The sequence below is a fragment of the Paractinoplanes rhizophilus genome, from assembly GCF_042664765.1.
Lineage (GTDB): Bacteria > Actinomycetota > Actinomycetes > Mycobacteriales > Micromonosporaceae > Actinoplanes > Actinoplanes rhizophilus.
Genome location: NZ_JBHTBJ010000014.1, coordinates 18,662 through 37,344, shown reverse-complemented (window position 1 = coordinate 37,344; position 18,683 = coordinate 18,662). Strand labels below are relative to the sequence as shown.

Here is an 18,683-nt window from a genome sequence, read left to right as displayed (position 1 = left end):
CGGATCCACGATCCGCCCGGCTACCTCGGCTGATCGGGGCGGGCGACGTGATCGGTGACCGACGCGTCGGCCCCGGTGAGCGACGGGACCTCGACCAGATCGCCGGTATCGGGGCCGGAGGCGCGGGCGTCGTTCAACACGTCGGGCGGCACGTGGGTCTCGAGGAACCGCCGCGCCAGCCGGGTCGAGGGGTGCACGCCGATGGTGGCCACCACGACGATGCCGGCGATCACCAGCCAGCCGGCGGCGCCCCAGTTCATGGCGAGGAAGGTGTACACCGCCGGCGCCCACACCTTGCCGAGAGTGCCGGCCATGTCGGCCGCGCCCTGGTATGCCCCCCGCTGCCGCGGGTCCATCAGCTCGGCCTCGAACGTCCAGTTGGCCGCCGAGAGGTAGAGCTCGGCCCCGGTCACGGTGACGTGCCCCAGCCAGACCAGGAAGATCGTGACCCAGCCGACGGTGTCGTGCGTCACCAGCGTGATCAGGCAGGAGATCACGAAGAAGGTCGACGACACCCGGACCGCCCGCAGCGCGGTGGAGATGCCGGTGACCCCGCGCGCCGCGACCATCGGCAGGAAGATGCACATCACCGTGTTGGTCCCGAACAGGAAGGCGAGCAGCACCCGCGGCGCATCGGTCTGCTCCACCAGCCACAACGGGATCACGACGTTGAGCAGCACCTGGTTGGTCCAGAACACCCCGTCGAAGAAGTTGGTGAGCAGCCACCCGGGGTTGCGCAGCGGCCCCGGCCCGGGCACCTTCACCTTGCGTTCCACGGGCGTGCGGTTGTCGTGCCGGGCCCGTGGCAACCGGCTGATGGCGGCAGCGTTCACCAGGAAGACCGCGGCGGTGAACCAGGGCAGCGCGTGCAGGATCTCGTTGGAGTGGAATGCCAGCGCGACGCCGCCGATGAGGGAGCCGAGGGTGAAGCCGAGATTGAGCGCCGAATACATGTAGGCCCGTGACTTCACCCGCTCGCCGGGCGGCAGGGCGTCGATCGTGTACGCGCCGTGCGCGGCGCCGCCGAGGGCGCCGATGACCTCCATGACGACGGCCATCGCGACGTAGCCGCGGAAGTCGGTGATGAGCGGCCAGACCGCGAACATCGCCGCCTGCCCGCCCGCGCTGACCGCCCACATCCGCTTCGGCCCGAAGCGGTCGACCAGCTTGCCCATCGGCAGCGCCGCCAGGAACGCGGCGATCCCCGCGCAGGTCAGGCCGAGTCCGACCTGGGCCGCGGACAGCCCGACGATCTGGGTGAAGAAGACCGCCGAGCCGGTCAAAAAGGCGCCTTCACCGAGGGCGAAGAGCAACGACTGGACCGAGAGCCGTCCGGCCAGACGTGACGGCGGACGCGCTTGGCGAAGGACTGCGTCGACGATCACCCGGAAAGTTTCCGGGTCCGGGCGACAGATGTCGCGCCATTTTCGCGTACGTACGGACGGAGCCGGGCGCCATTGGACAGTATCTGGCCTGGAAAGTGAGCACCCGGCCGGCCGATCCTCGGGCCACATCTCTTCCACGAGCCAAACGGGGATATCACCATGAACGCACGGGCGGTCGGGCTCAGAAACTGGACTGTCAGCCTCGCCGCCACCGTGGCGTCGAACTACGCACTGGACGCCTTCGCCGCGGCGGCCGGGGTCGCCCTGGTCGCTTCCGGGCTGATCGCCGGCCTCGACCGCTCGTGGCTGCTGCTGTTCCTGGCGCTCACCTATGCTGCCTGGGCCGTCGGGCTGCGGGCCAGTCTGCGGGCCAACTGGAATTTGCTGCTGACCACCGGGACCAGCACCAACGTCCTGTCCAAGGCGGCGTACGACCTCGCCCGCCGCACCTCGAGCAACACCGGCGTGTCGCGGCTGGCCGCGGCAATCGGGTACGCCGGCACGCAGGTGGCCGCGGAGGGCGTCTACTACGCCGGCGCCTTCGGTACCGCGGCGCTCAGCGACACCGTCACCGGCACCGATGCTCTCGCCTTCCTCGCCGGCGCCAACCTCGCCGCCGCACTGTACGAGTACGGCCTCGCCGGCATCACCGTCGGCCTGCTGCGTCGCTGCCGCCGGTACGCGTCGTTCGACACCGACTGGGAACCGGCGGAGTACCTCGCCGGCTACTACCGCACGGTGGAACCGGACGAGGTGGCCACCGTCGCGTTCCTGGTCGACGCCATCCGGCACGCCGAAGCCGGCCGGCCGGTGCTGTTCTTCGGCGTCGGGCCCACCCTGCACCACGTGTTCGCCGCGGCCGAGACCGCGTCCGAGATCCACCTGGGCGACTACCTGCCGGCGAACCTGGCCGAGATCCGGCGGTGGATCCGCCGCGAACCGGGAGCCCACGACTGGCGTCCGTTCGTCCGCTACACCCTGCAGTGCGAGGGCATCAGCCACCCCACCGACGAGGAGATCGCCGCACGCGAGGACCTCACCAGAACAAAAATCACCAGACTCGTACGGGTCGACGCCCGCCACCCCCGCCCGGTCGACCGTCACTACGCCACCGTGATCAGCCCCTACTGCGCGGACTCCGCCACCGCCGACCGCACGACCTGGTTGCTGTTCATGCGGCACATCACCGGCCTGGTCCAGCCCGGCGGCCTGTTCATCACCGCCGCGCTACGCCGCTGCCGGGGCTACACCGTCGCCGGAAAGACCTTTCCCGGCGCCGACGTCGACGAACACGACCTCCGCGCGGCGCTGCGGCCCGAGTTCGACCCACTCGACGGCTCGATCCAGGTCCGAGAGACGTCGCAGGACGCCACCCACGGCTACTCGGCGATCGTGCTCTGCCGGGCCCGCAGACGCACCCAGCCGAACCACAGCGGCGACGCCATCGAGGCCGGCCCGGACTCTTTCGACCCGGTCGGTAGCACCCCGTAGCACAATCGCGACCCCGCCGAACGGGCCAGGCGGACCAGCGTCCTGCAGCACCCCGAGACGACCTTCGACCCCATCGCGGCGGCGAACCGGCTTCCGCTCTACACCACCCATCCCGGCGATTTCGTCGGGCTGGATCGGCTGGTCAAGGTTGTGGCCGTGCCGCGTCCGGCCGAGCGATGACGACAGGCGCTCGGCGTCCGGCAAGGGTGGAGCATGCAACGTTCCGCCGAGCCCGGGCGCAAAGGACAGTCGCGCCGTGCGCATGATTACATCGTCGCTTGCGTCGGAACAGAGCCGGTCGGGTGCGGCTGCCGGGTCAGGCGGCGGCGGGCAGGGCGGGCTGTCGCCGCCGTCCGGCTCGAACGCCCAGCCGAGGCTCGCGAGGCTCTCGCCCTCCTCGGCAAGCGCCTGTGGCAGCGCCTCGGCCAGGACGTCCACGATCCCGGCGATGTCCTCGTCGGTGTGGTGGGCGGTGATGGTGATGCGGGCGCCGGAGCGCTTCGCCGGTACCGCCGGGGAAGTGGCGACATCGGTAAAATATCCGGCGGCGCGGAGGCGGTCGGCCAGATGGAACGCCACCTGCGGGCCGCCGGCCGCGATGCAGCGGATCGGCGCCTCGCTGCGGCTCACGAGCGGTAGCCCGCGGTCGGCGGCGAGCCGGTTGAAAAGCCGGATGAGGTGCAGGAGGCGCTCCTGGCGCTCGGCCACCTCCGCGGTTCCGTGCAGCTGGACGGAGGCTAGGACGGCGCCGAGCATCGGCGGCTGCACCGGACCCGAGAAGATCAGGGGCCCGCCGAGAGTGAACACCCGCCGGCGCATCTCGGCGTCGGGGAAGCTCAGCGCGCCACCGGCGGCGGCGAAGGACTTGTTCAGCGATCCCGCCACCACACTGCGTGACAGCGCGAGCGGGCTGAGCTCCTCCAGCGCCCGGCCTCGACCGTGCCGTCCGGTCCACGAGAAGGAGTGCGCGTCATCGACGTACAGCCAGAGCTGCTCGTGCTCGGCCATGAGGTCGTTCAGCTCCGCGAAAGGAGCGAAGTCGGCGTACATGCTGTAGAGCCCGTCGAGCGCGTACCAGATCCGCGGGTGCGCATGCCGGAGATCTCGAATGCGCTGCCGCAGCGTGTGCAGCTCGTTGTGCGGGATGACCTCGACTCGGCTGCCCTGCGCCTGGGCCAGCTTGGCGGCGGTCTGCACGCTGTTGTGCACCTGGTGGTCGAGCAGCAACAGGTCGTCGCCGCCGATGACGGTCGGCATCGCGGCCATGTGACCCATGGTGGTGCTCGGGGCGAGGATCGTGGGACGGCCGAGCAGCTCGCCGATCGCCGATTCGACCACGGGGTAGCCCGGCGACGACAGATACGCCCGCGACGAGGAGAACTGGGTACCGAACCGATCCAGGGCGTCGACCACGCCGGCCCGCAGCGCCGGATAGGTCTCCAGCCCCAGGTAGCTGCAGGAGCCGAAGTTCACCATCGGCCGGCCGCCCAGCGTGATCGTGCGCCCGTCGAGCCGCTCGTCCTCGGCGACGTTGTGCACCAGCCCGCGCCGGACCGCTTCCGAGATCACCTTGTCGTACCGACGCAGTACGTCGTCGGCCTTCGCCATGAACGGGCTTCCTCACTGTCGATTCCGGCAGTGCCCATCGGCCCCGACGGGACGCCCATGACGCAACGTGACCCAGCACACGGGACGATCCACCATGCGTCCGCGGTGCCGAGCTGACGTCAGCGTGCCGCACGGCCTGCTCCGGCACCATCTGCTCCGGCACGATCTGCTCCGGCGCGATCGGTTCCGGCATGCTGGGCGTCGACTCTGGCGAGACAGCCGACCGGCTGTGTGCCTGCTCGGACGTTCCGGACGCGGACGCCGCCGTGCCGCGGTCGCGCCCCTCGGCCCTCAATTCCTCGTCGCTCGGGATGTGGCCGTAAATGGAGCGCAGTTTGCGCGCGTGGCGTTGTGCCAAACCCCAAACGCGATGCCGCTGATGCTCCCGCCGGAATCTCTCGGCCTCGGCGGAATAGTTGCGACGCTTCGTCGTATCGCGCATCGTCGCCAATTGCGCCGTGGTGAACAACTGCAGCTGCCGCATAAACCATTTTCCCGCAGACCGACCCGGCCAGGCCACTGTTCGATCATTCCGAAGGACAATAAGTTTTCACGGGATCCGAAGGCACCGGGGCATCGAGCTGATTGGCGAACAAACGGACAGAAGAACGCCCTGCCCGGCCGCCAACCGCGAAGTACCATAGGGTCTCCCGGGGAGGCGAGGGCCTGTGAATCCGTTTCGTCAAGACGGTGTCGGGTGGACCTCGGTCGCGCTGTTCGTGGTCGGGCTGGTCATCGTGCTGGCCAATGCGCTGGATGCGGACGTCTGGTTCCTGAGTGCGCTGAACGCCATTCCGATGGTCTTCGGGTGGGTGGTCCTGGCCGTCGGCGGAGCGCTGATCCTGGCGGGACTCTTCGGCGGCAAGGAGACGGAGGGCGCCTGACCGTCCGCGAGCGCTGAGTTGATGGGTAGTCCGCCGGCCACGCGGGACAGCCCGGCGGCCGCGCGCGGAGGGTGACCCACTGCGGCGCCGGGCGGCTCGGCGGGGGCTTATGCGAACGCGTACCGGAAAAGAAGCGCAACCACGGCGGACGTCTACTTCACCGCGCCGGCCGTGAGGCCGGCCTGGATCTGGCGCTGGAAGATGGCGTAGACGACGATCATCGGGAGGATCGACAGGGTCAGGGCGGCGAACAGCGTCGACCACTGGGCGTGGTAGCCGGCCGAGACGCTGATCTGGGCTATGCCCTGGGTGAGCAGCATTTTCTGCTCGGCGCCGGGGCCGCTGATCACCACTACCGGCAAGAGGTACTGGTTCCACTGGCCGACGATGTTGAAGATGGTGATGCTGACCAGGCCGGAGCGGGCCATCGGCATCATGATCTGGAAGAACTTGCGAGTGTGTGAGGCGCCGTCGACGGTGGCCGCCTCCTCGATCTCGTAGGGCAGCGTCTTGAAGAACGCCGCCAGGAAGAAGACCGTGAACGGCAGCGAGTAGGCGATGTAGACCAGCACCAGGCCGGTGTACGTGCCGAGCAGGCCCATGTTGCGCAGGATGTAGAACAGCGGGCCCAGGGCCATGAAGGTCGGGAAGGCCAGGCCCGAGACGAACAGGTAATAGATGAACCGGTTGCCGAAGAAGCGGTAGCGGGCCAGCACGTAGGCGGCCATCGAGCCGAGGACCATGGTGCCGGCGGTGCTGAGGAGGACCACCAGGACGCTGTTGAAGAAGTAGCGACCGATGTGCGCCTCGGTCCACGCGTCCACGTACGTCTGGAACGAGAAGCTCTGCGGCAGCGCGAACGGCTTGCCGAGGAAGATCTCGGTGTTGCTCTTGAAGGACGCGAGCAGCACCCAGATGAGCGGGCCGGCGGTGACGATCGCCCACAGGACCAGGCCGATGTGCGCCATGCCGGTGAGCGCGTTGACCTCGCGCTTCTGGCTGGGCTTGACGCCGGCGCTCTTGGCCGTGGTGTCCGGGACGATCGCGGGAGCGTTGGTGACGTTGGTCATCGCTCGACCTCAGGCTTCGACGGACTCGCGCCGGGTGACCCGCAGGGTCAGCGCCGCGAAGGTCAGGGTCAGGAAGAACAACACGACGCCGAGCGCGGAGGCGTAGCCGACCTGCGAGAACTCGAAGGTGTTGCGGTAGATCATGAGGCTCAGCACGGACGACGCGCCGTTCGGGCCGCCGCGGTCGACGGTGATGATGTTGACGATCGCGAACGCGTCGAAGGCCGCGATGCCGAGGTAGACCCAGGCGACCTGGATCGTGCCCCACAGCAGCGGGACCGTGATCCGGAAGAACAGGGTGATCCGGGAGGCGCCGTCGAGGGCGGCGGCCTCGTAGATGTCGGACGAGATCGAGCCCATGCCGGCCGAGAACAGCACCACGTAGAAGCCGATCGCCTGCCAGATCAGCACGACCAGGATGCACGTCATGGCCCAGCGCTCGTCGGCCAGGAACAGCCACGGGCTCCACGAGTCGGGGAACAGGCCGTTGAGCATGCCGCTCTTGTCGGGGCCGAACACCCGGCCGAAGATCACGGCGACGATGGCCAGCGCCAGCAGCTGCGGGAAGAAGAAGATGATCCGGTAGACCTTGGAGCCCCGCACGCCGCGGGTCACGCCGCCCTTGTGGCTGCCGCCGACGTTCAGCAGGAACGCGAAGACCAGCGCCACCGCGATCGTGATGATCGGCAGCAGGATGAGCAGGAACAGGTTGTGCCGCAACGACTCCCAGAACAGGTCGTCGTGCCAGAGCTTGGTGAAGTTGTCGAAGCCGACGTACTTGATCGGCCCGAAGCCGGACCAGTTGGTCACCGATAGCTGGAAGGCCTGGATGTAGGCCGCCACCACGAAGGTGCAGTAGAGCGCCACCGGCACGACAAGGAAGCCGATGATGAAGGGATACTTGCCGTGCCGCATGGCGCCTACCTCTTGGTACTCAGCTACGGGTGAACTTGGTGATCGAGGAGTCCTTGGCGACGGCCTGGGAGGCCGCCTCCATCCGCTCGCAGAACTTGTTGGCGTCGCCACCCTTGAACATCAGGTCGTTGACGGCCGCGCGCGACTCGTCGTCGAGCTTCTTGTACCAGGTGTCGAACAGGTAGCCCATGAACACGTCCTTGCCGGCCTTGCCGAGCACGTCGTTCGCACTGGTCAGACCGGGCGAGATGGTCTGGCCGTCGGCCGCGCCCGCCACCACCGTAAGCGACTTGGTGAGCTTGGTGAAGCCCAGCGCCGCCTCCTTGGAGAGCATCGCGCGGATGTACTCCTTGCCGCCCTGCGGGTTCTTGCCCTTGGCCGCCGCGAAGTAGATCTCGCCGGCCGCCGCGTTGATGGCGGTCGCCGGGAGCTTGTCCGAGCCGGTCACGCTCGGGTACGCCTGCACGGCGTACTCGAAGGTGGGCGGGGTGTCCTTCGCCTGCTCGTTCTCGAGCCAGGAGCCGCAGGGGTAGAACGCCAGCTTGTCCTGGTTCTGCTGCAGCTGGACCTCGGTGTGCTTGAGGCCCAGGAAGGTCTTGTTGATGTACTTGGTGCCGATCTCGCCCCACGCTTGCGCGGCCTGCTTGATCGGTTCGGCCGTCCACGCGCCCGGCTTGAGGTTGTCGATGTCCTTGAGCGCCTGCTCGGTGCCGATCTTGGCGGCGCTGGTGAGCAGGGCGCGGACCATGTAGTACGACGCGTTGGCGCCGGCGTAGCCGAACGGCGTGATGCCGGCCGCCTTGATCTGGTCGCAGAGCGCGGTGAACTCGGCCCAGGTGGCCGGGTTCTTCCAGCCCTTGGAGTCGAAGAGCTTCTTGTTGTACCAGAGGCCGAAGACGGTGAACGAGTAGTTCATCGCGAACGGCTTGCCGTCGTACGAGCCCTGCTCGACGGCGCCCGGCACCAGCGTCTCGGCGACGGTCTTGCCGGCCACGTCCCAGGACGGCGCCGCGAACAGGTCGGTCAGGTCGGCCGCCTGGCCGGCCTTGACGATCGCGCCGAAGTCCATCAGGTTCGAGCCCGAGTTGTTGATCATGTCCGGCGGGGTGCCGGCGTTGATCCGGGGCTGCACGACCGTCGAGATCTGCTCGGTGGCCGAGTAGGTGATCTTGGCGTCCGGCCACTTCTTGTTGAACAGCGGGGTGTCCACGTCGGTGGCGTAGGCCGTGCCCAGGCCGCCGTTGAAGATGATGATCTCGACGCCCGCCTTGGGGTCGATGCCCAGCGGGTTCTCGGCCGACTTGGTGCCGGTCGACTGCTCCTGGGACTTGTCGTCGTCACCGCCGCCCACGCAGGCGCTCAGCATGCCCACCGCCGGGGTGGCCATCAGGCCGACGGCGGCCGCGCGACGCAGCAGCGTACGGCGATCCACCTCGGCCTTGGCGAATATCTCGGTCACAGCATCTCCTCAGTGCTTGTGCTCATCTGTGGGGGAACCCGATCAGCCCTTCACGGCACCGGCGGTGAGACCGGTGGCGATGTTGCGTTGGATGATCAGGAAGAAAATCACCACCGGGATCGAGGTGATGATCGCACCGGCCATGAGGGGACCCCAGGCGGTACCGCGAGTCGTCTGGTTCTGCAGCAGCCAGGCCATCAGGTTCTGCTTGGCCGGGCTGTTGAGCGTGTTGATGATGATGAATTCGTTCCAGGCCTGGATGAATCCGTAGACGCTGGTGGCCACCAGGCCGGGCCCGGTCAGCGGCAGGATGATGCGCCAGAACACCTGCCCGCGCGAGCAGCCGTCGATCAGAGCCGCCTCGTCGAGCTCGCGGGGAATCCCGGAAATGAAGCCACGCAATGTCCACACCGTATAGGGCAAGATCAGGACCAAATAGGTGATACTCACACCGATCAGACTGTTGGTCAAGTTCGCGCTCTGCAGCATCAGGAACAGCGGGATCAGCAGCGCCAGCAGCGGCACCAACTGCACGCCGAGGATGACCAGGATGATCGCCTTGCGGCCGTAGAAGTTGAACCGGGCGATCGCCAGCGAGGCCAGGAAGCCGACCACCAGCGCGCCGGCCACCGCCAGCAGCGTGACGATCAGGCCGTTGAGCATGTTCTGCAGGAACAGCGGCGCCTTGAACGCCGACACGAAGTTGTCGAAGGTCGGGTGCTTCGGCACGAACGTCGGGGTCAGCGCGAGCACCTCGTCGGCCGGCTTGAAGGCGGTGTTGAGCACCCAGTAGACCGGGAACAACATCAGCAGCGAGAAGATCACGCCGGTCGTGTTGGCGACGATCGTGCCGCCGCGGCTGCGGCCGACGGTCACCACGCCGTCGTCGGTGCGCCGGCGCCGGCGCACCGCGGGGGCGCCCGGAGTCGTGGCGACCATCAGTCCACCTCCCCGATCTTGAACATCTGCCGGATGTAGAACGCCATCACGCCGAGCATCAGCACCACGGTGATCACCGAGATCGCCGAGCCCAGGCTGTAGCGGGACTGGCCGAACGCCTGCGTGTACGAGTAGGTCGCCAGCGTCTGGAACTGCGGCTCGGGGTGGCCGTCGCGCAGCGCCCAGTTCTGGGTGAACAGCCCGAAGTCCCAGATCACCGACAGCGTCGTGACGATCGTCAGCAGCGGCTTGAGGATCGGCAGCGTGATGCTGCGCAGGGTCTGCAAGGACGATGCGCCGTCCACCGTGGCCGCCTCGACGAGCTCCTTCGGCACCTGGGTGAGCCCGGCGTTGAGGGTGATCGCGAGGAACGGGATGCCGGCCCAGACCACCAGCGTGGTGATCACCGACCAGCCCTGCCACGGGTTCACGAACCAGCTGTGGTTCTGGTAGTCGACGCCGGGCAGCATGTCGATCAGGTAGTTGAGGACGCCGAAGTCGGAGTCGGTGATCCAGCGGAAGGCCTGGGCCGCGACCAGCTGCGGCATGGCCCAGACGAACATCATCGCGACGATCATGAGCAGCCGGACCCCGCGGGCGACCCGCCGCATCAGCAGCGCGATCGCGAGTCCGATGACGACCGAGACGGTCACGGTGACCACCGTGAAGGCGACGGTGCGGCCGACCACGGTCCAGAAGACCGAGTCGGTGAGGACCTTGGTGTAGTTGTCGAAGCCCACCCAGGGTGGGGTGCGTCCGCTGAGCAGTTCGCGCAGCCGCATGTTCTGGAAGGACAGCACGATCATCCGCACCAGCGGATAACCGAGCAGCCCGGCGAGCAGCAGCAGGGTGGGGATGGAGAGCAGCCAGGGCAGGCCGGCGATCTGGCGGCGGCGCGTCCGGGTCGCGCGGCCGGGGGCACGGTGCGGTGTGGACCCGCCCGTCCGGCGGGTCGCCGGGGTTTCGACGACGGACATCAACAATCCTTCTCGTGATCAGCTCGCCGCCCGCCTGCGCAGGCGGGCGGCGAGCGGAAGATCAGCTCTCGTTGAGGGTCGTGTTGATCTGGTCGTCGGCCCACTTCGCGCCGTCGGCCACGGACTTCTTGCCGGTCAGGATGTCGGTGAGCATCGTCTGCAGGACGTTGCCCTTCTCCACGTCCGCCCACTTCTCGGCGTTCGGCGTGAACCAGCTGCTCTTGGCGGCCAGCGCGGCCGGCGCGATGGTCGGGTTGTCAGTCGCCGCCTTGTCCAGCAGCGCGGTGGAGTTCGGCAGCGCGTTGGCCTTGATCAGGCCGGTCATCGCGGTGCTGTCGGTGAAGTACTTGATCCACTGCGCCGCCAGCTCCTTGTTCTGGCTCTTGGCCGCGACGCCGAGGTTGGAGCCGCCGAGGAAGGACGGGACGTCGGGCATCGGCGCGGCGGCCAGCTTGCCCTTGACCTTGGTGTCGACCAGCGGGGAGTTCGGGTCGTTCGGGTCCTTCTTCACCTGCTCCGCGGCGCCCTGCTCCCAGGCGTTGCCGTAGAACATGCCGGCCTGGCCCTGGGCGAAGATGCCGGCCTGGTCGTTCTCGTTCTTGGTCGGGTCGGCCTTCGAGTACTTCTTGACCATGTCGACCCACTTCTGCAGGCCGGTGATCGAGGCCGGCTGCGACAGCTGGCCGACCCACTTGTCGCCGTCCTGCTTGGCGATCTCGCCGCCGGACGACTTCACCCACGACATCGCCGCGTACCAATATTGGCCGGGCATGTAGACGGCGCCGAACTTCGCGTCCGACTTCTGCGCGGCCTGCAGCTTGTCGGCGTCGGCCAGGAACTCGTCGTAGGTCTTGGGGGCGTCGGCGATGCCGGCCTTCTTGAACAGGTCGGTGCGGTAGATCAGCACCCGGGCGCCGGCGTAGTAGGGCACGCAGTAGGTCTGGCCCTCGAAGTCACAGGCGCCCTTGAGGCCCTGCAGCCAGGTGCCCGAGTTCTCGTAGTCGGCCGGGTTGATCGCGGCGAACGCCTGCGAGAACACGTACTTCGGGAACTCGGTGTTGCCGAGCTCGATCACGTCCGGCACGTCCGAGCCGGCCAGCGTGGCATCGAGCTTGGTGAGGTGGTTGGCCCACTGCTGGTACTCGACGTCGACCTGTGCGCCGGTCGCGTCGGTGAACCGCTTGGACGCGTCGTCGACCACGCCCTTCCAGGCGCTCTGCGCGTCGACCATCAGCCAGACCTTGAGAGTCTTGCCCTTGCCGTCGACCGGGCCGGAAGCGGACGTCGTGGGGGAGTCATCGTCGTTGGAGCCGCAGGCGGCGGCCCCGAGCAGCGTTGCGGCGATGGCCGCGGCTGCCACGATCTTGCGCTTCACGCTTCCTCCATATTTTCGTCATTTATGAGGGGATGAGAGTGATTCAGGATGTGTGCCCGTCCTTGACAGCCTTGTGGCCGTGGACGGCTTGTGCGGTTACCTGGAAGGCCGCGTGCGAACGTTCGTGGGTCCGCTGCGCGACCGCGACATAGAGAAGATCGAGGACGACCAGCTGGGGATGCCGCGCGGAAAGCGCGTCCGGCCGGAAGGTCGTCGCCTGGGTGGCGGTGAGCAGGACGATGTCGGCCAGCTCCGCCAGCGGCGACTTGGGGAAGCTGGTCAGGGCGATCGTGGTCGCGCCCCGGCTGCTGGCCTCGGCCAGCAGCTCGATGGTCTCGCCGGTCTCGCCGGAGTGCGAGATGCCGAGCGCGACGTCGCCGGGCCGGGACAGAGCGGCGCTCGCCAGGCCGTTGTGCACGTCGGTCCAGGCCCACACCGGCACGCCGATGCGGTGCAGGCTGAACTGCATCTCCTCGCCGACCAGCGCGCTCCCGCTGGCGCCGAAGATGTTGACCCGGCGCGCCGCCGCGATCGCCGTCGCGGCCCGCTCCACCTCGGCGAGGTCGAGCAGCGCGGCGGTGTCGTGCATCGCCCGGGTGTCGGCCGCCATGATCTGCCCCAGGACCCGCTCGAGCGGGTCGCCGGGCTGGATCTCGCGGCCGATGTCCACCGTCCAGCCGGCGCTGCGGGCACGGCCGGTCTCGGCCGCGATCCCGAGCCGAAGGTCGGCGTATCCGTCGAAGCCGAGCGCGCGGCAGAACCGGGTGACGGTGGCCGGTGAGGTGCCGCTGCGCTCGGCGAGCTCGACGATGGTGGCGCGGGAGGCCCCCGCCGGGTCGGTGAGCACCTGCTCGGCCACTCGCCGGAGCGCGCCGGTGAATTCCGGCAGCAGCGAGCGGACCCGCAGGAGCACGCCGTCCGATGGCCGGCCCTGATCGGCGGCCAGGGAGTCGACGACCGCGGTCGGCGCGGCGCCGTCCGATGGCTCGCTCATGGGCCACCCCTTCAGGAAGGACTGTTTACTGTCGCGGTAAAAGTTCTTACTAACTGGGTCCCTGTGTCAAGGCCGTGGTCGAAGTTTTCAAACCGTTACCTGACCTGCGCCGATGAACGCGCGTGACGGCGCAACCGCTTGACGGTCATCGATCCGGAAATGTTCTTTACGACGTGACCGGCATCACGTGGGCGGTTTAGGACCGATTTATCCTCGGACTTTCGGCCAAGGCACCGCCATCTTCCGGCCCCATACATCCTCGCCCGTTCGGCCGACCTCACGAACGCTTTGTAACAACGACGAACCAAGATCAAAACTTTTACCGTACGGCGTGGGAGCGTTCCCGCCGATTTGCCCCGAACCCGCGTCCGCGGGCCGCCGGGCGTGTCCTCGCGCTGGTCACCCGGCTGCCGGGCGATGCCGCCGGCGCCTGGCGGCGCCGACGGCGTGCCGTCGCGCCGCCGGCTGTGCGGCCCGTCGATCGGTCACGCAGCGTGGCGAGCGACTCAGGCGGTCTCGCGGATCGCTTCGGTGAAGGCCTCGGAACGATGCTCGAAGTTGCGGTATCTGCCATAGCTCGGCGCCGCCGGGGAGAGCAGCACGACCCCGCCCTCCGGCGTCAGCTCGCGCGAGAGGCGGACGGCGGCCGCGAGGTCCTCGGCGATCTCGGTCCGGATGCCGGGCAGGCCTTTGACGGCCTCGACGATGCGCGGGCCCGAGTCGGGGATGCCGATCACGGTGAGTTCACGGTCGGCGAGAAACTCGCGTAACGGTGCGTAGTCGAGTCCGCGGTCGGTGCCGCCGACGAGCACGGTGAGCGGCCGCGAGGCGTACGCGTCGATCGCGTGCATCGTGGCGTAGGGGCTCGTCGAGAGCGTGTCGTCGACGAAGGTCAGCCCGGACGGGTCCTCGATCTCGGCGAGCCGGTGCGGCAGCCCCTCGAACGACTCGACCGCCGCCTGCAGCTCGTCCTTCGTCCCCGGGACGTCGACGCCGAGGCCGTCCAGGACGGCCAGCGCCACGCACAGGTTGCGGCCGTTGTGCGCGCCCTTGAGGTGCAGCGCCTCCCGGTGGAACAGCGGCTCGTCGGAGCACATGATCCACTCGTCCTCGGCCCGGAACCGCGAGTCGTCGGCGCCGGCCGGGATCGGCGGGAAGCCGTTCAGGTCGCAGATTCCCCGGATCTCGTCGCGCAGCCGCAGGTCGGCGCCGTTCACCACGATCATCTCGGGGCCGTGCCGCAGCAGGTTGAGCTTGTCGCGGTAGTACTCCTTCTCGCCGCCGTGCGCGTCGAGGTGCTCGGGGAAGAGCGAGGTCACCACCGCCACCCGCGGCGAGTCCATCAGGTCGGCGCACTGATAGCTGGACAGCTCCAGCACGTACTGCGCCGCGGTGGGCAGGTCGAGCAGGGGGACGCCGATGTTGCCGCCGAACACGTTGGGCCGCCCGACGGCGGCCAGCAGGTGGCTGATGAGGCTCGAGGTGGTGCTCTTGCCTTTGCTGCCGGTGACACCGATGGTTCGCGCAGCGTGATCGGCCATCCAGAGGGCGCTACCCCCGGTGATGGTCACGCCGCGCTCGCGCAGCTCCTTCATCCACGGGTGCGTCTGCGGCACGCCGGGCGAGCGCACGACCACGTCGGCGGTGACGAGGGCCGGGAAGGCATGGTCGCCACCCGCCAGGGGTGCCAGCGCGGCCAGCTCGCCTTCCCACGGGATGGAGAGGAAGTTGGCGCTGTCGTCGACCGCGATGAGCCGGGCGGGCTGGTGCGCCGCGATCGCGGTGACGGCCGCGCGCCCCTCCCGCCCAGTGCCCCAGACCGCCACCGACCGGCCGTTCAGGTCTGCCAGACGCACTGCGCATCCTCCTCGTCGGGTCGCACTAGTATTGCCGGTCGGTCACACGTCAGGAGTCTTGGGTGCGGTTCGACGTCATGCGCTTCCCCTCGTACGCGTTCGACGAGCGGACGGGGGTCGCCACGTTCGACTACCTGCTCGACGGCCCGGCGCCGCTGACGTTCACCGAGACCATCACCTTCCCGGTCGCCGACCGCCCGGTCCCCGAGACCTTCCACCGGGTGCTTGATCTGCTGCATGTCGTCGCGGGCGTGAGCTACTACAAGGTCGGCGCCCCGGCCCGGGTGGTCGCGCCGACCGCGGTGCCGCCGGCCGCGGCCGACTTCTTCACCGCGATCTACACCCACGGCATGGCCGAGTACGCGTACCGCAACCAGCTCCCGCACGTGCTCGAGCAGACCGTCGAGGTGCCGGGCGTGTCCGCGGACGCCGACCCGGTCGACAACTCGCAGGCCCGCCCGCTCTCCGCGGTCGGCGGCGGCAAGGACTCGATCGTCACGCTCGAGATCCTGCGCGCGGCCGGCCTCGACCCGGTCCCGTTCTCGGTCAACCCCAACCCGGTCATCAAGGCCGTCGACGCCGCCTCCGGCCTCGACGCGCTGGCCGCCCGCCGGCAGCTCGACCCGCGCCTGTTCGAGTTGAACAAGGCGGGCGCGCGCAACGGCCACATCCCGGTCACCGCGATCAACTCGCTGATCGCGATCGCCACCGCCGCCTGGCACGGTCTCGGCCCGGTGGTGATGTCCAACGAGCGCTCGGCCAGCGACCCCAACCTGATCTGGAACGGTCACGAGATCAACCACCAGTGGTCCAAGGGGGTGGCCGCCGAGGGGCTGTTGCGGGCGGCGGTGGCCGCGCACAGTGGGCTGACCGAGCCGTACTTCTCGCTGTTGCGCTCGTTGTCGGAGCTGCACATCGCCCAGCTGTTCGCCCGGCACGACGCCTACGACGACGTGGTGACCAGCTGCAACAAGGCGTTCAAGCTGCACGACCCGACCGCCCGGTGGTGCGGCGATTGTCCGAAGTGCCGGTTCGTCTACCTGGCGATGGCGCCGGCGATGCCGCGCGAGCGGCTCAACCACATCTTCGGCCACGACCTGTTCGGCGACGTGGCGCAGGTGCCCGGCTTCCTCGAGCTGCTCGGCATCGACGCGCACAAGCCGTTCGAGTGCGTCGGCGAGGTGGCGGAGTCGCTGGTCGCGCTGTCGATGCTGACCGACGACGCGCCGGTGCTGGTGGCGCTGCGAGCCGCGGTGCCGCCGTCGGCGTGGGCCGAGGCCTCCCGCGAGGCGGTCCTCACCCCCGGCGGGGAGACGTTCGTGCCCGACGCGTACGCGAAAATCCTCGACGCCGCCCTCGCATGACCGATCCTGGCGAGATCTATGTCGGCAGCGCCGACATCGACGGCCCGAAGGAGCGGGGCTGGCTGCTGGGGCACTTCCTGCCGCCCGGCGATCCGCGGCACAGCGACGAGGTCGAGATCAAATGGGGCCGGCACCCGGCCGGCGAGCGGCGGGCCGCGTGGGTGCGCGGCGAGCACCGCACCGCCGTCCTGTTCCTGATCAGCGGCCGCTTCACGCTGCTGTTCCCGGGCCGGACGGTGACGCTCTCGACGCCCGGCGAGTACGTGCTGTGGGGGATGGGCGTCGACCACTCGTGGCACGCCGAACAGGAGTCGGTGGTGCTCACCGTGCGCTGGCCGTCGGTTCCCGGCTACCGGGTGCCGCTCCCCTGAGCAAGCCCCGGCTTACTCCGGTGCGTCGTGGTGGATTCGGTCGGCGGTGACCCCGAGCAGGCGCAGCGCCGCGCCCGTGGCGGCCAGCATCAGCGGCGGCCCGGCCAGGTAGACCTCGTGCCGCGACCACTCGCCGTACGCCGCGACCGCGTCGGTGACCAGCCCCGACGCGTACGGCCCGGGGTCGCCCTCGGAGACCACCGGCACCACCGTGGCCCGCTTCGCCGAGCGCGCGATCTCGGCGATCTCGTCGATGTCGTAGAGCTCGCCGAGATCGCGTACGCCCCAGAACAGCACCGCCGAGCGCGGGTCGCCGGTGTCCGCGAGCTCGGTCAGCAGCGCCTTGAGCGGGGCCACCCCGGTGTCCCCGGCAATCATCAGCAGGTCCCGGTCGGGGCGGTCGGGCAGCCCCATCTCGCCCTCGGCCCGGCCGATCCGCACCTCGTCCCCGACCCGGGTGTGGTGCACGAGGGTGCCGCTCACGCCCGTCTCGGTCTTGGCCCGCACGTGCAGCTCGACCAGGTCGTCCCGGCGCGGCGCCCCGGCCAGCGAGTACGGCCGCCAGACGCCGGGCACCCGGTCGACCTCGACCCGGGCGTACTGCCCCGGGCGGAACGGCATCGGCAGATACGGCCGGAGCTTCACGACCGCCAGGTCGGGGCGGCGCAGCTGGTGCGAGACGACCCGCGCCGTCCAGACCGGCGGCTCGTATCCGGCGGTGGCCTCGCCGTGCAGGATCCACTCGTAGAGGTGCTGCCAGGTCGAGCGCCAGGCCAGCTCGAACTCCTGGCGCCACTCCCCCGGCCCGGAGCCGGCCCGGATGGCCTCGGCGATCGCCGCCCCGGCGAACTGCAACTGCGCGGGCTCGACACCGCAGGCGGCGAGGGCGGCGCCGAGGCGAGAGCTGCCGTCCACCAGGGTCGGCGGCTGGTCGAGGTGGTCGACGAGCCAGGTGAGGCCCTCGGCCAGCCGCTCGGTCTGGGTGGCGGCGTCACCGGGGAGCGCCTCGAAGAGCCCGGGGCTCGCCGTGACCAGGGCGGCGCGCAGCCGGGTGGCCACGGCGGCCGCGCCGCCGGCGAAGTCGAGGCTCTCGCGCAGCAGGCGCTGGGTCTGGCGCAGCAGGGCGTCGTCGGCCGGATCCATGCCGTCCACGGCCGCGCTCCGGCCGGGAGCCGCGGCGACCAGCGGCGCGGTGATGCCCTCGATGCGGGGCGGGCGCGCGCCGTCGAACGCGCCGGCGGGATCGAACGCGCCGGTGGCCTCAAATCCGCCGGTGGCCTCGGATCTGCTGGTGGCCTCGAATCCGCCGGTGGCCTCGGATCTGCTGGTGGCCTCGAATCCGCCGGCGGGGTCGAAGGTGGCGCCCGGCTCGGCCGAGGCCCAGGGCGGCCGGCCGGGCGGGGCCGGCTTCCCCGCCGCCGGGGAGGCGTCCTCCTCGGACCGGGCGCGCGGCCTGGGCTCGGCCCGGTCGTCTGGAACGCGCGGCGTGGGCTCGCCCCGGTCGTCCCGGATGCGCGCCGGGGTCAGGCCCGCGAAGCGGTTGCGGCTCAGCTGCCCGGCCCGGTCGTCGACGTCGGCATCGCCCGCCGGTTCCGCGCTCTCGCCGGGCCGTACCAGTGCGGCCTCCGGAGCGACGGCCCAGCCCGGCCGCACCACCGCCGCGCCGGTCACCGCATCGGGCCGCCCCACCGCTTTGCCGGTCACCGGCCCGGGCCGTGCCTCCGCCGTCAGCTCGGGTCGCTCCGGGGCCGCCGTCAGCGCCTCGTGCGCCTCGCCCGGGGTGAGTGCCGACCGCCCGAGTCCTTCGGCCGAGGTCAGTGCCGCCGCCGCGTCCGCCGACCCGGCCGCCGCGGCGTCCGGCGCGGCCTGGCGCAGCCGAATGGCCCGGAGCAGCGCCAACAGGTGCTCATCCGCCCCCGAACCCGAGGCCGATCCGGACGACACAGCCACACCCCCGCTTCAGCGGATCCCGCGAACAGTACAACCGTACTGCCG

Annotated in this window: 14 protein-coding genes and 1 pseudogene; 4 read left to right on the top strand and 11 right to left on the bottom strand. The window is 69.6% G+C overall.

Annotation, left to right across the window (positions count from 1 at the left end; translation table 11 throughout):
- Positions 1-20: 20 nt before the first annotated feature.
- Positions 21-1,385: an MFS transporter gene (locus tag ACFQS1_RS20160; protein WP_378970483.1), complete on the bottom strand. Its 1,365-nt coding sequence runs from the start codon at positions 1,383-1,385 to the stop codon at positions 21-23.
- Positions 1,386-1,544: 159 nt separating this feature from the next.
- On the opposite strand from ACFQS1_RS20160, the gene gntF reads away from it, so the two are divergent.
- Positions 1,545-2,876: a guanitoxin biosynthesis pre-guanitoxin forming N-methyltransferase GntF gene (gene gntF, locus ACFQS1_RS20155; protein ID WP_378970480.1), complete on the top strand. Its 1,332-nt coding sequence runs from the start codon at positions 1,545-1,547 to the stop codon at positions 2,874-2,876.
- Positions 2,877-3,317: 441 nt separating this feature from the next.
- Here the strand turns inward: gntF and ACFQS1_RS20150 are convergent.
- Positions 3,318-4,352 (bottom strand): annotated as a pseudogene (locus ACFQS1_RS20150) (aminotransferase class I/II-fold pyridoxal phosphate-dependent enzyme); the annotation flags it as partial.
- A gap of 800 nt (positions 4,353-5,152) precedes the next feature.
- On the opposite strand from ACFQS1_RS20150, the gene ACFQS1_RS20145 reads away from it, so the two are divergent.
- Positions 5,153-5,368 carry a hypothetical protein gene (locus ACFQS1_RS20145; RefSeq protein WP_378970478.1) on the top strand — a complete coding sequence of 72 codons (216 nt, stop codon included), beginning with the start codon at positions 5,153-5,155 and terminating at the stop codon, positions 5,366-5,368.
- Positions 5,369-5,520: 152 nt separating this feature from the next.
- On the opposite strand, the gene ACFQS1_RS20140 is transcribed toward ACFQS1_RS20145, so the two are convergent.
- The 8 genes from ACFQS1_RS20140 to murD form a co-directional block, all read right to left on the bottom strand.
- A complete protein-coding gene (locus ACFQS1_RS20140; RefSeq protein WP_378970475.1) occupies positions 5,521-6,438 on the bottom strand; it encodes a carbohydrate ABC transporter permease in 918 nt (305 codons plus the stop codon).
- Between the two features lie 9 nt (positions 6,439-6,447).
- Positions 6,448-7,353 carry a carbohydrate ABC transporter permease gene (locus tag ACFQS1_RS20135; RefSeq protein ID WP_378970473.1) on the bottom strand — a complete coding sequence of 302 codons (906 nt, stop codon included), beginning with the start codon at positions 7,351-7,353 and terminating at the stop codon, positions 6,448-6,450.
- Positions 7,354-7,372: 19 nt separating this feature from the next.
- On the bottom strand, positions 7,373-8,812 hold the full coding sequence (gene ngcE / locus ACFQS1_RS20130; RefSeq protein WP_378970470.1) for an N-acetylglucosamine/diacetylchitobiose ABC transporter substrate-binding protein: 1,440 nt from the start codon (positions 8,810-8,812) through the stop codon (positions 7,373-7,375).
- Between the two features lie 42 nt (positions 8,813-8,854).
- On the bottom strand, positions 8,855-9,751 hold the full coding sequence (locus ACFQS1_RS20125) for a carbohydrate ABC transporter permease (protein WP_378970467.1): 897 nt from the start codon (positions 9,749-9,751) through the stop codon (positions 8,855-8,857).
- Positions 9,751-10,728, bottom strand: coding sequence for a carbohydrate ABC transporter permease (locus ACFQS1_RS20120; protein WP_378970465.1), 978 nt, complete (start codon positions 10,726-10,728; stop codon positions 9,751-9,753). Before ACFQS1_RS20120 ends, ACFQS1_RS20125 begins: the two co-directional genes overlap by 1 nt.
- A 61-nt stretch (positions 10,729-10,789) precedes the next feature.
- On the bottom strand, positions 10,790-12,103 hold the full coding sequence (locus tag ACFQS1_RS20115; protein ID WP_378970462.1) for an extracellular solute-binding protein: 1,314 nt from the start codon (positions 12,101-12,103) through the stop codon (positions 10,790-10,792).
- A gap of 43 nt (positions 12,104-12,146) precedes the next feature.
- A complete protein-coding gene (locus ACFQS1_RS20110) occupies positions 12,147-13,097 on the bottom strand; it encodes a MurR/RpiR family transcriptional regulator (RefSeq protein ID WP_378970460.1) in 951 nt (316 codons plus the stop codon).
- Positions 13,098-13,603: 506 nt separating this feature from the next.
- Complete coding sequence (gene murD / locus ACFQS1_RS20105; RefSeq protein ID WP_378970457.1) at positions 13,604-14,953, bottom strand: UDP-N-acetylmuramoyl-L-alanine--D-glutamate ligase; 1,350 nt, start codon at positions 14,951-14,953, stop codon at positions 13,604-13,606.
- Between the two features lie 77 nt (positions 14,954-15,030).
- Here murD and ACFQS1_RS20100 point away from each other — a divergent pair, with 77 nt between their 5' ends.
- Both ACFQS1_RS20100 and ACFQS1_RS20095 read left to right on the top strand, forming a co-directional pair.
- Entirely contained in the window at positions 15,031-16,317 is a 1,287-nt protein-coding gene (locus tag ACFQS1_RS20100; RefSeq protein ID WP_378970779.1) for a MurL-like N-terminal domain-containing, read from the top strand.
- Complete coding sequence (locus tag ACFQS1_RS20095) at positions 16,314-16,688, top strand: cupin domain-containing protein (RefSeq protein WP_378970455.1); 375 nt, start codon at positions 16,314-16,316, stop codon at positions 16,686-16,688. The genes ACFQS1_RS20100 and ACFQS1_RS20095 overlap by 4 nt, the downstream gene beginning before the upstream one ends.
- Before the next feature lie 12 nt (positions 16,689-16,700).
- On the opposite strand, the gene ACFQS1_RS20090 is transcribed toward ACFQS1_RS20095, so the two are convergent.
- Positions 16,701-18,587, bottom strand: coding sequence for a flavohemoprotein (locus ACFQS1_RS20090; RefSeq protein WP_378970452.1), 1,887 nt, complete (start codon positions 18,585-18,587; stop codon positions 16,701-16,703).
- Positions 18,588-18,683 lie beyond the last annotated feature (96 nt).

What these genes read in the sequence shown, in the direction of transcription:
- ACFQS1_RS20100 (WP_378970779.1), top strand. Translation starts at nt 15,031, where the DNA reads ATGCGCTTCCCCTCGTACGCGTTCGACGAGCGGACGGGGGTCGCCACG.
- ACFQS1_RS20110 (WP_378970460.1), bottom strand. Translation starts at nt 13,097, where the DNA reads ATGAGCGAGCCATCGGACGGCGCCGCGCCGACCGCGGTCGTCGACTCC.
- ACFQS1_RS20095 (WP_378970455.1), top strand. Translation starts at nt 16,314, where the DNA reads ATGACCGATCCTGGCGAGATCTATGTCGGCAGCGCCGACATCGACGGC.
- ACFQS1_RS20120 (WP_378970465.1), bottom strand. Translation starts at nt 10,728, where the DNA reads ATGTCCGTCGTCGAAACCCCGGCGACCCGCCGGACGGGCGGGTCCACA.
- ACFQS1_RS20140 (WP_378970475.1), bottom strand. Translation starts at nt 6,438, where the DNA reads ATGACCAACGTCACCAACGCTCCCGCGATCGTCCCGGACACCACGGCC.
- ACFQS1_RS20135 (WP_378970473.1), bottom strand. Translation starts at nt 7,353, where the DNA reads ATGCGGCACGGCAAGTATCCCTTCATCATCGGCTTCCTTGTCGTGCCG.
- ACFQS1_RS20125 (WP_378970467.1), bottom strand. Translation starts at nt 9,751, where the DNA reads ATGGTCGCCACGACTCCGGGCGCCCCCGCGGTGCGCCGGCGCCGGCGC.
- gntF (WP_378970480.1), top strand. Translation starts at nt 1,545, where the DNA reads ATGAACGCACGGGCGGTCGGGCTCAGAAACTGGACTGTCAGCCTCGCC.